Annotated in this window: 12 protein-coding genes; 2 read left to right on the top strand and 10 right to left on the bottom strand. The window is 60.0% G+C overall.

The annotated features are described in order from the left end of the window. Nucleotides 1-22: 22 nt before the first annotated feature. Together ACAM51_RS23995 and ACAM51_RS23990 are read right to left on the bottom strand one after the other, a co-directional pair. Nucleotides 23-1,444 (bottom strand): ABC transporter substrate-binding protein, encoded by a 1,422-nt coding sequence (locus tag ACAM51_RS23995; RefSeq protein WP_255591353.1) that lies wholly within the window; start codon nt 1,442-1,444, stop codon nt 23-25. Further along, on the bottom strand, nt 1,444-2,136 hold the full coding sequence (locus ACAM51_RS23990; protein ID WP_218340745.1) for a response regulator transcription factor: 693 nt from the start codon (nt 2,134-2,136) through the stop codon (nt 1,444-1,446). Before ACAM51_RS23990 ends, ACAM51_RS23995 begins: the two co-directional genes overlap by 1 nt. Before the next feature lie 127 nt (nt 2,137-2,263). Between ACAM51_RS23990 and ACAM51_RS23985 the strand changes: the two genes are divergently transcribed. Then, on the top strand, nt 2,264-3,166 hold the full coding sequence (locus ACAM51_RS23985) for a LysR family transcriptional regulator (protein WP_369642108.1): 903 nt from the start codon (nt 2,264-2,266) through the stop codon (nt 3,164-3,166). 28 nt (nt 3,167-3,194) lie between these two features. On the opposite strand, the gene ACAM51_RS23980 is transcribed toward ACAM51_RS23985, so the two are convergent. The 3 genes from ACAM51_RS23980 to ACAM51_RS23970 all read right to left on the bottom strand — a co-directional run bounded on the left by ACAM51_RS23980 (nt 3,195) and on the right by ACAM51_RS23970 (nt 7,496). After that, on the bottom strand, nt 3,195-4,196 hold the full coding sequence (locus ACAM51_RS23980; protein WP_218294031.1) for a tripartite tricarboxylate transporter substrate binding protein: 1,002 nt from the start codon (nt 4,194-4,196) through the stop codon (nt 3,195-3,197). 215 nt (nt 4,197-4,411) lie between these two features. Then, nucleotides 4,412-5,869, bottom strand: coding sequence for an aldehyde dehydrogenase family protein (locus ACAM51_RS23975; RefSeq protein ID WP_369642107.1), 1,458 nt, complete (start codon nt 5,867-5,869; stop codon nt 4,412-4,414). A gap of 25 nt (nt 5,870-5,894) precedes the next feature. After that, on the bottom strand, nt 5,895-7,496 hold the full coding sequence (locus ACAM51_RS23970) for a GMC family oxidoreductase (RefSeq protein ID WP_218294029.1): 1,602 nt from the start codon (nt 7,494-7,496) through the stop codon (nt 5,895-5,897). Nucleotides 7,497-8,389: 893 nt separating this feature from the next. Here ACAM51_RS23970 and ACAM51_RS23965 point away from each other — a divergent pair. Continuing rightward, a complete protein-coding gene (locus ACAM51_RS23965; RefSeq protein WP_369642106.1) occupies nt 8,390-9,625 on the top strand; it encodes a tyrosine-type recombinase/integrase in 1,236 nt (411 codons plus the stop codon). A 162-nt stretch (nt 9,626-9,787) separates the two neighbouring features. Here the strand turns inward: ACAM51_RS23965 and ACAM51_RS23960 are convergent, their stop codons facing one another. The 5 genes from ACAM51_RS23960 to qatB all read right to left on the bottom strand — a co-directional run bounded on the left by ACAM51_RS23960 (nt 9,788) and on the right by qatB (nt 15,231). Beyond that, nucleotides 9,788-11,740, bottom strand: coding sequence for a lipase family alpha/beta hydrolase (locus ACAM51_RS23960; protein ID WP_369642105.1), 1,953 nt, complete (start codon nt 11,738-11,740; stop codon nt 9,788-9,790). A 466-nt stretch (nt 11,741-12,206) separates the two neighbouring features. Beyond that, a complete protein-coding gene (locus tag ACAM51_RS23955; protein WP_369642104.1) occupies nt 12,207-12,464 on the bottom strand; it encodes a hypothetical protein in 258 nt (85 codons plus the stop codon). 60 nt (nt 12,465-12,524) lie between these two features. After that, a complete protein-coding gene (gene qatD, locus ACAM51_RS23950) occupies nt 12,525-13,301 on the bottom strand; it encodes a Qat anti-phage system TatD family nuclease QatD (RefSeq protein WP_369642103.1) in 777 nt (258 codons plus the stop codon). 14 nt (nt 13,302-13,315) lie between these two features. After that, the gene (qatC, locus tag ACAM51_RS23945; RefSeq protein WP_369642102.1) at nt 13,316-14,683 is read right to left on the bottom strand and encodes a Qat anti-phage system QueC-like protein QatC; all 1,368 of its coding nucleotides are present in this window, start codon (nt 14,681-14,683) and stop codon (nt 13,316-13,318) included. Further along, nucleotides 14,680-15,231 carry a Qat anti-phage system associated protein QatB gene (gene qatB, locus ACAM51_RS23940; RefSeq protein ID WP_369642101.1) on the bottom strand — a complete coding sequence of 184 codons (552 nt, stop codon included), beginning with the start codon at nt 15,229-15,231 and terminating at the stop codon, nt 14,680-14,682. The genes qatC and qatB overlap by 4 nt, the downstream gene beginning before the upstream one ends. Nucleotides 15,232-15,471: the final 240 nt, after the last annotated feature.

Here is a 15,471-nt window from a genome sequence, read left to right as displayed (position 1 = left end):
GGGACGGTGGATGGGCGACGGCTTATCGGCTGGCCTGTGCGATGGCGCCGCGAAGGGCTTTGACCGCGTCGGGCGTGTTCAACTCCCCCTTGAAGTGCCGGGACACGACCTCGTAGATGGCGGTCTTGACCGCCGGAGGGTTGGCGTTGCCCATTGCGATGGAGCCCATCATCGCCCGGCGCATGTTGGCGTTGCGCATGTCGGTGATGTTGCGGCGCCCGCAGCTGTTGAAGCGCTGGTTGGACACATCCACCCGCGCCGGCGCGGCACCAGTTCGCAGGTTCACGTCTTCCTGGAGCGCCGGGCCCATGACGACCGTGGCGAACGCGGCCTGGGCGGGTTGCCGGCCTTGAGGCTGGCGCAGAAAGACGAACTGATCGCTATTGAACAGGTAGACCCCCTGGGTATCGGGAAACCTCCAGCAGACGTACTCCCGCCCGGGCGCCAGGCCCATTGCCGTGAATTCGCCGTCCACCCAGGAGCCCTGCACCTGCAAGAGGGCTTCCCCCCGACTGACCAATGTCGTTGCCTCGTCCCAGCGCCGTGTCGGAAAACGGGGCCCCAGGTAGCCCGCCAGCTGTTTCATGCGGTCAAAAATCAGCGTCAGCCGGGCCTCATCGAGCACGCCGGGGTCCAGGTCGATGAATGCCTTGCGGTAGAACTGCGCGCCCCCGACCCCCACGGCCACGGACTCGAACAGCAACGTGTGCTCCCACGCTTCGTGGCCAATGGCCAGCGGCAACACGCCGCTGGCCTTGGCCTTGTCCAGCAGGGCAATGAGATCCGCCCAACCGTCTGGCGCCTGCGCTGCCCCAAGCTGCTGTGCCAGTGCCTTGTTGACCCACAGCCAGTTGGTGGAATGGGCGTTGAAAGGGGTCGCCACCCATGAACCGTTCCATTTGGACAAGCGTTGAATGTCCATGGGAACGACCTCGTCCCATTCTTCGCGCATTGCAATGTCGTCCAGGTTCTCCAGCAAGCCCTTGCGGGCCCAGGCATGGATTTCAAATCCGATCATCTGCGCGACCGTGGGAGCTTCGGGGCCCAGCCGGCGCCTGGCGAGCGCTTCGGTATAGCGGGCCGTCCCACTGCCGGCAGACGAGTGCTCGGCCCATCCCACGCCATTCAGCAGGGCATGGTCACGAACCGCATTCATGCTGGCACGCTCTCCGCCCGCGACCCACCAGTGCATGACCTTGACACCCCCCTGCGGTGCCTTCGGCGTTGCGCCCCATCCGGGCAGGGCGATGGCCGCGAGCCACAAGGCAAGGCAATGAAGCGGAAAGCGATGGGACATGGTCAGAGGGGAAGAAAAACGAGAGACCGCGGGAGGATGGGAGACCGTGGACATGCCGCCTATGGCGCAGGCAGGTGCAACCGGAAGGCCAAGGCTGCGCCTGCGAATATACGGACCTGCAAGGCTGCAGCCACCCCAGCCCATCATCACCCGGATTGGTGAATCTTGTCGAGCCGGTAGCCGATCCCGTAGACGGCGGAAAGTGCATAGCCGCTGTCCGGGGTCAGGAGCAATTGGGTCCGAAGCCGTGAGGCGTGTGTGTCAAGCGTGCGGGTGTGGACATCCCTGGCGTCTGCCCATACCTTCTCGCGCAGATGGTCCCGCGACATCAAGCGCCCGAGGTTCTGAAAGAGGCACAACGCGAGTTCGTATTCCTTGTTCTTCAGCTCGATGCTTTTGCCGTCGAGCACGACCGTCCGCGTGCTGGGTTCAAACCGGTACCGACCGAAGTCCAGCACATCCGCCATGACGGTCGGGTGCGCCCTGCGTAGCAACGCTTGAATACGCGCCAGCAACTCACCCATGCGGACGGGCTTGGTCATGAAGTCATCGCCGCCAGAGGTCAGCCCCTCGATGACATCCTGCTCGCCGTTGCGCCGGGTGAGGAACAGGATCGGCATCGCATCGGGCCTGACCTTGCGGACGGCCTGGGCAACCTCCGGCCCGTCCATATCCGGCAGGTGCCAGTCCAGTATCAAGAGGTCAAACGTCTGATGGCGCAAATCCTTGAGGAGGGATTCGCTTGTCATGTAAGCATGGCACACGTGCCCCGCACCTTGGGTCGCGGCGCGAAGGACATCTTGCAGAAGGGCATCGTCTTCTAGAACGGCGATACGCATGGCACCTGGAGCATTGAAACAATGGCCCAAGCTTACTGTGTTTGCCCTGACGGGGCTTTGCCTCCCGAACCAAGGACTCCTGAGGTAGCCTCAGGGGCAGAGTCCACTGAATTCGACAAAGGGCCACATGGCGAAAGTAAATATCCTGCATCTCCAGACGCTGTGCCAGATTGCACAGCTAGGCAGTTTCCAGGCCACTGCGGACCACATGTACACCACCCAGCCCACGGTTTCCGCGCGCATGCGGGAACTGGAGGGAAGGCTGGGCTTTCCGGTGTTTCACAAGCGTGGCCGCAGGATGGACCTGACGACGCAAGGGCGGGAGCTGGTTCAGCAGATCAAGCCCCTCCTGGCCGCCATCGATGATGTCATTCACACGCTCGACGATGCCTCCCATGCCTCGGGGCTCATACGCCTGGGCATTGCCGGCCTGATCGGCCAGACCTGGTTTTCGCAGTTCATTACCGCTGCGCGGGCGGCCATGCCGCAACTGAATTTTGAGGTGGAGGTCGGGCAGACCTCGCTGAGCGTCAACAAGCTGGAGACGGGCCACCTGGACCTGGTGTTCATGGCCACGCCTTCCCTGACCTCCGACCGCTTTCATGTGGAGCCCATAGGCTCTGTCGACGTGATGCTGGTGGGCTCGCCGGCCCTTGTGGGGCGCGAGGGTGACCAATCCGCGACCCACTGGCTGGAACTGATGCGCTCGCAGCCCGTGTGGTCGCTGTCCAAAGAATCGCCCATGCATCCGATCCTGGCGAAACTCGTCAAGGAGAGCAGCCTCCGCATCAAGATCGATATCTGCGGCGATGTATTGACACTGAAGGAGCTGCTCCGCTGCGGCACGGGCATCGGTTTGATGACCTATCCCCTGATCGAATCGGAATTGAAAAGCGGCGAACTCATTGCGCTGAAAGGCGCACCGACTTTTCCCCGCATTTCCTTCAATGCCGCGTGGGGCATGGACCAGAGCCAGACCGTCATCCGCAAGCTGGTGGCCTTGGCCAGGACCATCTCCACGTTCCAATGAGACTGGGAGGCCGGGAGAGCCTTTGCCTCTACTCCGGTTTCACGCCCGCTTCGCTCAAGAGCTTTTGCCAGCGCGCCACTTCCTCGGCCAGCAGCTTCTCGGCGCCTTCCGTGCTGCGCTGCGCGGCGCTGGGGACCGCCAGGCCCATTTGCCTGTAACGTTCCAGCAGGTCCGCTTGGGCCAGCGTCTTGTTGATGGCCTCGTTGAGCGTATTGACCGTCGCCATGGGAACGCCCTTCTTGACCAGCAGCATGTTCCAGATGGTGTAGTTCAAATTCTTGTAGGAGGTCTCGCTGGCCGAGGGAACGTTCGGCAGCACGCCCACGCGCTGCGCGCTCAGCACCACCAGCCCCTTGATCTTGCCCGATGCAATCGAGCCGACCGCCGTGCTGCTGCTTTCCACGGTGTAGTCGATCTGCCCGGCCATCACATCGGACGTCGCCTGGGCCGCGCCACGATAGTGAACGGGCGGCACGTTGATGCCCAGGCCGGCGTTGAGCAGCACGCCCCCCAGGAAGGCGCCCGAGCCGACGCCCGCATCGCCGAAGTTCATTTTCGCGCCATGCGTCTTGGCATAGGCGGCGAACTCATCCAGGTTCGACGCCGGGAAATCGGCGCGCACCGAAAGCACCTGCGGAGCATCACCCACGGAGGCGAGCGGGGTGAAGTCCTTGAGAACGTCATAAGGCAGATTTTTGTAGACCGAGGCATTCGCAGCCAGCGTTCCGACATTGCCCAGAAGGAGGGTGTAGCCATCGGCCGCGGCCCTGGCCACACGCGACTGGCCTATCGATCCCCCGGCACCGGGAACGTTCTCCACGACGATCGGCTGTTTCAGTTCCTGAGACAGGCCTTTGGCCAGCATTCTGGCCAAGACGTCTGTCGCCCCCCCTGCGGTATATGGAACGATCAAGCTGATGGGCCGCTCTGGATAAGGCCCGGCCTGCGCCCCAAGGCTCAACGCCAGCCCCAGGGGGCCCAGCACGACACGCACGATCTTCGAGATGCTGAAAGTCTTCTTCGTATTCATGGTTTGTCTCCAAAAAAATCAAGCAACGGTCGGTTTCATCTTTTGCCGCCAGGCCGCCCCACGACAAAAGGCGGCCTCCTCGGGAGGCGGTGGCCACACGCGGTGGGCCAGCGTGACGGCCACTCTTCGAACGGCAAGCAAAGGCCATTGCGCTCAGCAAGGGCGCATGCAGGCTGGTGAAATTCGCGGCGTCCGCTGCGGGGCGCCGAGCCATCTCAGGCCGGGGTGCTCAGCGAAAACGTCACGACCTTTTCGTCGGTCATGTCGCGGATCGCATACTTCGGACCTTCGAAGCCGTAGCCGCTGTCCTTGACGCCGCCATAAGGCATGCCGTCATTGCGCGAGCTGGAGGTTTCGTTCACATGCAAGCCGCCCACGCGCAGATGGCGGGCCATGTAGAAAGCGGTGTTCACGTCATTGGTGAAGACACCGGCGGCCAGGCCGTAGGGCGTGGCATTGATGCTGTCGATGACCTCGGACACCGTCTGGAACGGCATCAGGGTGACGACCGGCGCGAAGATTTCCTGGTCCACCACCTTCATCCCGGGTCGCACGTCGGCCAGGATCGTCGGCTCCAGCACGGACCCTTCTCGCTGGCCGCCCGTGACCAGCCGTGCGCCCTGGGCCACGGCCTCGAGCACCCAGGCCTGCGCGCGCATGGCCTCTTTCTCGGCAATCATCGGCCCCACATCGGTCCCGGCCTGCCGCGGATCGCCGCTCTTGAGCGCGCGCGTGGCCTGTTCCAGCCGGGCCGCGACTTCCTCGACCCGGGATTGCGCCACATACAGGCGCTGGATCGACGTGCACACCTGGCCCGCCTTGCGGAACGTGGCACGCAGAATGCGCGGCAAGGCCATGTCGAGATCGGCGTCGTCACAGATCACCGTGCAGGCGATGCTGCCCAGTTCGAGCTGCGTGCGCCGGCTGCCCGCCTTTTGCTGGATGATGCGGCCGACCCGCGTGCTGCCGGTGAAGGTGTAGAAGTCGATGCCCTGCTCGTCCAGCAGCCATTCCCCCGCCTCCGCGCCTTCTCCATGGACCAGGGAAATGAGTTCGGCGGGCCAGCCGGCCTCCAGCAGAACGTCGCAGATCAGGCTGGCAGTCAACGGGGTGTATCCAGAAGGTTTCAGGATGACCGCATTGCCCGCGGCAATGGCCGGTGCGATTTTGTGCAGCAAGGCGTTGAACGGCGCATTGAAAGGCGTGATGGCGCACACGACGCCCACCGGCGTGCGCAGGGTAAAGGCAATGCGATCTTTCTGGCCGGGGTTGCCATCCATGGGGATCATCTCGCCGCAGATGCGCTTGGCCTCCTCGGCCGAGATTTCCAGCGTATCCAGGCCGCGGTCGATTTCACCGGACGATTCTGCCGCGGTGAACCCCGCCTCCAGCACCATGATGTCGATGAAGCGCTGTCTGCGGGCCTGGATGATCTCCGCCGCCTTGCGCAGGATGCGTGAACGCTTGTAGCCGTCCGGCGCCTGCTTCACATGGCGGCGCGCCACGGCCACGGCCTGCCGGATGTGCTCCCGGGAGGTCTGGTCCACCTGGGCGATCGTCTCGCCCGAGTAGCGGTCGCGCACGGCGAAGCTGGCGCCGCTGCCCACGCGTTGCCCCGCGATCAGGCTCAGCGTCGAAACGGATTCGAGAACTTGGGGAAGGGATGCTGACATTGCGTTGTCTCCAGTCATAGATGCTTTACTTCGCCAAAATCATGTCGGCCGCCTTTTCGCCAACCATCAGGCTGGCGGCCAGGGTGTTGGCGGACGGAACCTGGGGCATGACGGACGCATCCGCGACGCGCAGGTTTTCGCAGCCATGGACCCGCAGCGCGGCATCGACCACGGCCATGCGGTCCTCGCGCGGACCCATCTTGCAGGTGCCCACCATGTGATAGCCGGTGGTGCCCTTCTGCCGGGCATAGTCCAGCCACTCGTCGTCGGTGGCGATGTCCTTGCCAGGCTGCAGCTCCTTCACCAGGTAGGGCGCCATCGCCGAGGAGGCCATCAGTTGCCGGGCGAGCTTCAGCGCTTCGACCAGCGTGCGCTGGTCCAGCTCATGGCTGAGAAAGTTCGGCTGGAGCAGCGGCGCCTGCAGTGGGTCCCTGGACTGGATGTGCACATAGCCGCTGCTTTCAGGCCGCTGCTGCCTGGCGCCCGTGCTCATGCCCGGCATGTCGTCGAGCACGTAGTTGCTGCCCTCCTTGTAGCTGGCCGGCGTGAACAGGATCTGGATGTCGCCGCGCGCGGGGCTGAGTGGGGTTCGCCAGAAGACATGGACGAGCGAAGGGCTCAGCGCCAGGATGCTCGGCTTGCCCGCGAACCACCTGAGCACCTCCTTGCCCAGGCGCCATCCCCGGGACAACTCGTTGAGCGTCGTGGCGCCTTGCGCCCGCGCAATGCTGCGCACCGTATAGTGATCGCGAAAATTCGCGCCCACACCAGGCAGATGCTGCTTGACGGCGACGCCATGCGGGCGCAGCAGCTCGGAGTCTCCAAGGCCTGACAGTTGCAGGATCTTGGGCGAGTTCACGGCCCCCGCGCTGAGGATCACCTCCTTGTTGGCGTAGACCGTGTGCGACGCGCCATGCCGGATGTACTTCACGCCAACGGCGCGATGGCCCTGGAACAGGACTTCCGACACCACGGCGTTTGTCTTCAGTTGCACCCGACCGGTCTGCATTGCCGGCCGCAGGAAAGCATCGGAACAATTGACGCGCCGGTTCCTGTGGATGTAGCGCTGGAAATACCCCGCGCCCAGCTGCTCCCTGCCGTTGTAGTCGGGGTTGCAGGGAATACCGAATTCCTCGCATCCCTTGATGAAGGCATCGCACAGCGGCGAAGCCCAGTCGGGATTCGTGATGGGCAGTTCCCCGGCCGTGCCGCGAAACTCCGGATCGCAAGGCCCCAGCCGGCGCTCCGAACGCTTGAAGTAGGGCAGGACGTCGGCATAGCCCCAGCCGGCATTTCCCATTTTTTCCCAGTCATCGAAGTCCTCGCGCTGACCGCGCGAATACACCAGGCCATTGACCGAGCTGGAGCCCCCCACCACCCGCCCCTGCGGCATGGCAATTTTTCTGTTGTGCGTCGCGGCGGCAGGTTCGGTCTGGTAGTTCCAGGTGATCTTCCCGCCGTACAGGGTCTTGACGAAACCGACAGGAACGCGAATAAAGAAATCCTTGTCCTCGGAACCCGCCTCGATGACGCAAATGCTGTGATGGGTCCGCTCGCTCAGCCTTCTGGCGATGACGGAACCCGCCGGCCCTGAGCCGACGATGATGTAGTCCACGTACTCGTGCATTGTTGTTTCTCCGCCGTGCTTGCGGCGCGTTTGATCTAACTTGCACGTAGACTAAGCCCGCAGAAACATTCAAACAATCAATCTTTTTTTATATAAAAACATAGGCATTTTTTATGTTTTTAATGGGCAGCCACTTCGACGACTGGAAAATCAAGAAGTAGCCTGTCGATATCCACGCAAAGCTGAACGGGCGCGCACAGAGCCGAGCGCATCGGCCGCACGCCCGGCACCGGCCCGAATCCTGTGGACGGCACCAAGAGCCTGCGCGTACCGGCGGAAGACACGGCCCCCCTGATTCACACTGCAGGAGGTCGAACCAGCGCTGGCAGACCTGTGCAAGTGCTGCAGCCCGGAGGGGGCGGCGCTTTTTGAGTTCGCGACCTTTGCGGGGCTGCGCGTCAGTGAGCCGACCGGGCGGCAGCCGTGATCGGGCGATCAGCGGGGCGGCCGCAAGGAGTTGGGAGAATCATCGGTGGTGTTCGCGCCCTGATGCCTGGCGCTCATCGCGGGAGCTGGCTCGTAGCCTTCAGGTAGTGGCGCGGGACTGCGCCAGGCGGCTCCCCAACGCGGACCGCGAACGCAACCCGGCTGTCCGTCAATGCGGCGCGAGGCCCCTCAGGACGAAGCACGGGCAACCGGGCGAAATGCCCGTTGCGGTGCCAGTTCCTTGGGCACAAAAGAGAAAAGCCCCGAGTGAATCAATCACTCAGGGCTTTTGCGTCTGGCGGAAACGGAGTCCGCCAGAATAGTGTTTTATGAGATCCAGCGAGATTCAAATAAACACCGTAATCAATTGTTTTGTATAGGTATTTTGTTCAAAGACGTCCAAGAAGCATCGATGAGAGCAAACACTCAGTGGCATACTGGATGGCATACCCAACCAGGCACACCGAATGACCATCATTACCGACACCAAAGCGCGGAACATCAAACCAACGGACACGGCAGTTCCCCATGGGGGTATCACCGGTCTGGCCCTGCACCCGTCCAACACGAAGGGCCACGGCAAGTGGGTCCTGCGATACGTCAGCCCCATGTCGGGAAAACGTCGAAATGCCGGCCTGGGTTCCTACCCTGAGATCAGCATCGCGGAAGTGGGCAAGCGCGCTACCGCCATGCGCATTGAACTGGCCGATGGCAAGGACCCGCTCGAAGAGAAGGCAAAGATCGAAGACAAGCCCAAGGTTCCTACCTTCAAAGAAGCCGCACACACGCTCCATGGAGACCTCCTTCCTGGTTGGAAGAACCCCAAGCATGGCCAGCAATGGATCAACACCTTGCAGGAGTACGTCTTCCCAAAGCTGGGGAGCAAACTTCTGCACGAGATCCAACCAGGCGACGTTGCCGAGGTGCTGAAGCCCATCTGGCTAACCAAGGCAGAAACAGCCAGTCGGGTAAAACAGCGCATCCATGCCGTGATTGGCTGGGGTTGGGCCCACGGTTACTGCCAATCAAATCCCGTTGACGTGGTAGGACACCTGCTCGCGCAGCAGCCAGGCAAGGCTGTGCGGACGCAACACCATCCCGCCATGCCCTGGCGAGACATTCCAGAATTCGTGCAAAAACACCTCAGGCCGGGCAACCGGCCTGAGGTGACGCGCACATTGCTTGAGTTTGTGATTCTGACGGCCTGTCGCTCGGGCGAGGCGCGGGGAATGGCCTGGAACGAGGTCGATCTCAAGAGCAAAGTCTGGACGATCCCTGCCGAGCGCATGAAGGCAAAGTTTCCCCATCGCGTTCCCCTCTCCCCACGGGTGATGGCAATCCTTGAAGAGCAGAAGGGCCTGCACGAAACCCTCGTGTTTCCTTCGGTTCGGGATCGGGTCGAACTTTCCGACATGGCCATCACATCGCTTCTGCGCAGGTTAAAGGCCCACAGCGACACCGCTGGAAGGGTTGCGACGGCCCATGGCTTCCGATCCAGCTTTCGGGACTGGTGCAGCGAGAAAGGGGTTGCACGTGACCTTGCGGAACGTTCACTGGCACACACCATCAAAGACAAGGTTGAGGCGGCCTACCATCGCACTGACTTGCTAGAGCAACGGCGGGAACTCATGAATGCTTGGGAGGCGTTTGTAATCGGGAAGCTACCTGAAAAAGCTGAATCGGAGACACCCACCAGAAGGTGAATTCGCTTCATTTCGGGATCCACGTTACCCGCCGATTTTGGAACCAACCAATAGGTGACAACTCACCCGCAGATCAAGGCAATCCAACCCTGCGTATTGGGGAGCGGGCAATTTATGCAAGGCGTACAGCGTTTGGGCCAAGCGAGGTACTCACGCTCGACCTTAGAAGTCACCGAGAGGCTGAGACACCGCAGTATCTCTATCTAAACAAATCGCACTCAGGTCTGCGCGGTACCTAGTTTTACTTAACTCAAGCGAGGTAAGTAACGCCTTGGCTGCAGGGCACTGCCCGCTCTCCCTTAGTGCGACTGCCAGATTTCGGTCGACCACTTGTTTAAGGTCAGCGAGCTTCTGGCGACCAGAATCAGAAATGGTAGATTGCTCAATGCTGCGAGTCAGTTCGGTAGACGCCGTCGCGAGAACCGGCCCTGCAGAGCGTAACTCGCCAAGGCTTGCATTGGCCAGTCCTATTTGGGCGGCCGCAGAGGCTCGTTCTGACGCCGACCAGCCCTCGTTTCCCAACACACTAGCGAACTCCAATCTTCTCTCAACAACAGAGAGATTTCGCAACCTTGCCTTCCTATAAGTAGTTGTGCACAGAGGGGTGGTCCGACATAGATCTACACGGAAGCCGTCAGCCAGCGCAACCATATCGGCCCCCAATGGCGACCGAGGTGTCGTGCCGGCGCCATTGGGGGCCACTACATCCAAAGCACCCTTGAATTCGTCCACGACAGGAACACCCCCTCCAGCCTTAGCGTAGGCCGCAATCGCTGCAGGGTCCTTTCCGTGTTCCAAGATAAGTTCATAAGCCGTAAGCCCTTGAACTAGCTTTGGGAGGCGTCCGACCAAGAACATTTCCTGGAAGATTTTGTCCTTTGGCAAACCACCGTGGACGCTGTTGACCGGTGTGTATCCAGAAAGCCACGAACTCTCCGGGCGAGAGCCTCCAGCTGGTAATGGCACTCGTCCATCGCCGTCTAGATCAATCCACGTCTTATCCCTTCTAAGATGCCCTTCATTCCCCAGATGTGCCTTCTCCGGAGTGAACCAGTACATCGAATAGTACGCATATAGAGGAGCACGGGGCCTGGCTAGACTGAAGCCGTCACGGAACTCTTTTGCCTTCGTGAGTACCGAGTTGAAATTGGCCGGAGGGGTAGCCCCTCGAAGCACATCTCGCCCCGTTACCGAAGTCCAAAATTCTGGTTGAAAATGACTAATAAGGCCTGGCCCACCCGGTTGTTCAGGCTGATAAAGTGGAACGCAGGCCCGACCCACTTCATCTGTGTTTGTTGCTTTGGGCGTAAGTCCAAAAGCACCCGGCCAAGTCAGCAAGGCGTCGCGCACCCCATCTGTAGCCCAGCCGGTCAACGAGTTGACCAATCCTCCTCGCAAGTTGTCCCACTTTTCGTAGACGTATTCGGCGCGCTTTCCAGCATTAAGTGAATTTTCAACCGGTTGTTTGTATCCCTCGTGAATCATTCGCAGAACTTCGCAGCTGCCTTGCAGCGGAGACCCTAGCAGCACGATACCGCCTACCAGATGTTGCCGGGAATACTGCCGAGCATCATGCTTTGCATTCCAGACCGCAGTAACAACTCCACCCATGCTGTGCGATACAAAAATGAGCGTCCGCCGCGTGGTCCCAAAGGTCCTATATAGACAAGCTTCTAGGTCAGCGGCGCCGGATCGAAGATCGCGACGCCAGTCATAACCGCAGGCTACCGCATCAATTCCAATCTTTTTCGCTGCATCTTTTATAGCAGCGAAGGCATCTCCGTATTGATCACCGAAGTAATTCTCGAGCAATGTGGCCTGAACATCAGACGGCGCGGTCTCATCGACGAGTTGAGGCGGCAGCTTAATCTTCGCAAGATCCGGTATGCCGCTTCCCCAAATGTCGCCGACAGTAGGTGATGTGAGTTTTGAACCAAGAATTCCCGGGACTAGAACGACTACAGGTCGTCGGCGAATAGCCGTAACGCTGGTTGCAATCTCTGGATTGAACGCTGCCGCCCGCTCAAATCCGTCAATGACTGCACTGGGCGACGCCCTGGCCGCAAATGATGCTACGACTGCAATCAATAGAGCAAAGGTGATGAGCTTCTTCATAAGACCCCTATGACTATTCAAGAATGAACAGCAAATCCCGACAATGTTGCAAGTTGGCACTGCCCCTCCGCCAGACTACTGCGCCGACACCCTGCAAGTAACTCCATTGCCAATACACCATCAACAATACAATCTCCCGCTGTAGCGGCCATCTCAGGTCGTCGCGTTAGCAGGCTGCTGAAATACTGATTTCGGATCGAAAATTTGTTCAGTTTGAGGGTGCCTTACCCCTTGCCCGCATCAGAAACGTCGCTTGTAGCGCGTTCTACGAGGTCGAAAACTTTTGGGAGACGCCTGCGGTGAGGTATTTCAGCAGCCTGTTAGGTATCTTGATACCGACAATTGATCCGTGCAACTTGTGCGTTGGGTTCATCGGGCGCCCAATTGCCTACAGTGCGGACAAATCCAAACTTCGGCGCGTTGCGCTGCAACCACTCGTAGGTTATGGATCCGATCCAATCAACATTCAAACCTTTTCGGCGAGCGCCTTGAGTCGTTTACTCTGGCCACGCACTTTGATCTGAGTCTTGCCTTTTTTGCTAACTCGAACCGAGGCGGCATGTTGAATGAAGACGTCAAAAGCCTCCTTGCTATTCGCTTCATACCAGCCGGATTTATAAGACAGCTTTCCCTCAGCAACCATACCGCCCAAATCAGGGTAGTTTTCTATTTGGTCTCTGATCAGCTGCTTCATGTTGGCTATCTCTTTTTCTGTCAGCGGCATAGTCTCACTTCTCGTCGTGGGTCAATCGGAAGGGAACAAGTGAAGGTGTCCAGCCTTTCACTAGGCGCTCGGGGATATCTGTTCACCGTGATCGAGCAAGCTGCGCAAGTTGCACCGTACTGTCTCTGCGATCGTCGCCGGTAGAACATTGTGCAAGCGGCTCAACAGCTCAACGACTACCGTTACATCTTCTGGCCTCGACGGCCTCAGGCCTGTCTTGGTGAACGGACCATCAGTCTCCGTCAGCAACTTGTTGAGAGGGAGCGCTGTGACCATAGCCACATGTCGCGGGGTATCCAGCATCGCGGCATTGATCGAAAAGTAACACCCAAGCTCAAGTGCACGCGTTGCCTCAGCCTTCGTCCCCGTAAACCAATGGAGCACAACCTTGCCTCGTGCTGGCGGGAGATAGGACTCGATATGATCGAGCACGATCTTGGCAGAGCGAACACTGTGGACTGTGATGACCTTGCCCCCAGCTTCTGCGCACCGCTGCAGGACATGCTGAAAGACTCGCTTCTGAATGTCGATGGACTTATAGAAGCGTGGCCCCGCATCAAGGCCCACCTCCCCGACGTACCGTGTCTCTGACAGGTATCGGTCCCAAAGATCGAGTTCGCCTGCCCGTTCCGCAACCAGCTGCGGATGCAGTCCGAGCGCCGCGCGCACGTGACGCGTTCTCTGAGCGAGTTCATGGTTCCGAGGCCACGCCCTTGGAGTCGTCGTCACTGCCAGCGTAAAGACCCCCGCATTCTCCGCCTCTTGAACCGCGACCTGATGATCGGGATACAGGTCCAGGTGGCAGTGAAAATCTACGAGGCCTTTCGTGGTCACCATTTTCGATCCAGACATCAACTTGGCCTTGTCTCGACACCGTCGACCAAATCGGCAACTTCTGCAAGACCGCGGCGATAAACATCTGCGAGCTGATCGAGATGCGTGACCTCATCCGCAAGCGAGCCAGGTTTGTGGATCAGGAGGTTTGCAAGCTGTGGCCGACCACGCATGCGTTCGATCGCATACTGAAAGGATCGCACCTGCTTTCCAATGGATTCTCGCGTGTCCAGAGCCTTGGCGCGAAGGTCCTGCACCGTATAGGTTGTCTTGTCCTCTCCTGCTCCCCAGGCGCTGTCCAAGGCAGCACGCCGAATCAGACATGGCAAACAGTATCCGCAATGCTCGATGCCGAGCCCCTGCCACCGCCCCTTTGTCGGAGATGAACACGACAGGGAATTCGGTGCAAGCTTGGTCAGCAGCGCCTGGTTGCCACAACTAGCAGCCATCTCCCCCTTCGTCTTGTCCCAACACGGATTCTCGATACGCCCGTTGATGCCCAGTTCTATCAGCAGTTCATTCCAGCGCGCCATGTAGTAGGGGTGCGTGGTACGTGTGCTGTTCGAACCGAGTCGCAATGGGTCAAGAGGTACATTCAACGCGATCAGTCCATTTTCGGGTACCCGCAGGATGAAGGCCTTATTCAGGCCGGTCCCAGCGAACACACCGAGTGCAAAGAACAGGAACGAACGCCCCCGCGTACTGTTCTCTGATCCGACGTCCTTTACCAGACCGTCGACGAATGTCATACCGACGCGCAAGCGCTCGAACGAGGACTTATCGTAGTGCTTCTTCAAAGCGGCGAAGAGCTTGCCTTGCGCATCGCTAGTCGCGCCTTCACCAAAGTGACTGACCAACAATGGCGTCGCTCCGGCTTCCAAGAGATCGATAGCACCAATCAAACTGTCCAGGCCACCCGAGAACAAGCTCACGGTATCAAACGGCGGCGCAATCAAAGTAGGTGGGGCAACTTGGGCAATGGTCGCAAACCTCGGCGGTCGAGCCCGGAACCCAATCGTCCAGCGATCACCAGTCAAGAAATTCAGGGCTTTCGTCAGCGTTGAGGCCGCGCCAGTCCAGCGTACCGGGTCACTGACCGGAACGACCAAGCGGATCTCCCGCGTCCACGAGTCCTGAGACTGTTCCGCGCGAGAAATACGGGTATCTGCCGCATGGACATGCGCAGCGACCACCAGCAGATCAATACCAAATTCAGAGGGGTAGACACCCAACTTCTTCAAGCTCGTCAGCGCGCCACCGATGCCGTGGTCCAGTGATTTCTCGCCGGAAACCATCTGGAGTAAGGTACGTTGTTCGTCTTTGCTTGTGGGGATGTCTACTTGATCGTCAGGGCCAAGGCGCCCAGCCAGGAGTTGTCGTTTCATTGATCCACCTCCGCTTGCCCGAGAGACTGCAGGATCGCAAACGCGGACTCATATACCGTGTCCACGAACGACTGGATGCGCTCGGGGGGCAGGTTCGGAGATTCGGAACGCGCCTTCGTGAGCGCATCACTGACACCGCCCCGAATGAAGTCGCGCAGTTGCGCCTCCACCCGATGCGCTGCCTGCACGTCAGTCGGCATCGTCACAGCCTTCGTACCGATATCGTTGCAGATGCGCGCCTCAATCGCGTGCGTCACATACAGCTCAAACACAGTTTGCATTTGATCTGGCGTGAAGGTCGAAAGGTCGGTCAACCCTTCGGTGGTCAGTTCGATGATCGTCTCGATATAAGCTTCCCGTGCGATGCCCTCGTCAACGGTGCCAGCTCCAGGGCATATGACGTCGGCCAATCCCACGAAAATTTCTACGATCGGGCGACCCGCAAGCGCCTCCAGATTGAACTCGCGCAACGCTTCCCGTACGCCGCGGGCCTGTGCGTCCGCCAAGAAACCAAGTAATTTTGCACCCGATACCCGCGATGTGCCCATTCGTTGAGCCGCTTGCCGCGCGCCCCCGGAGGACGTCGATACGTATCGCGAGACGGCTCGACCGAGGCTAGCCCGGTCAGCCCCCCCCGAGCCAGCGAATCGAGTGAAGCTGTTTCGCGCGCCGGAAAAGCGTTGGGGATCGGCCGCAGCGGGAATGGCCGGCCGAATAGGTGCGGCAGGCGGTGCAGCGCCATCGCCGTTCGTGCCATCGCCAGGTGAAGGCGACGCTCCCCCGCCGTC

This window comes from Acidovorax sp. A79 (assembly GCF_041154505.1).
Lineage (GTDB): Bacteria > Pseudomonadota > Gammaproteobacteria > Burkholderiales > Burkholderiaceae_C > Acidovorax.
Note: the sequence above shows the minus strand (reverse complement) of the source record. Positions and strands in the feature narration are given on the sequence as shown.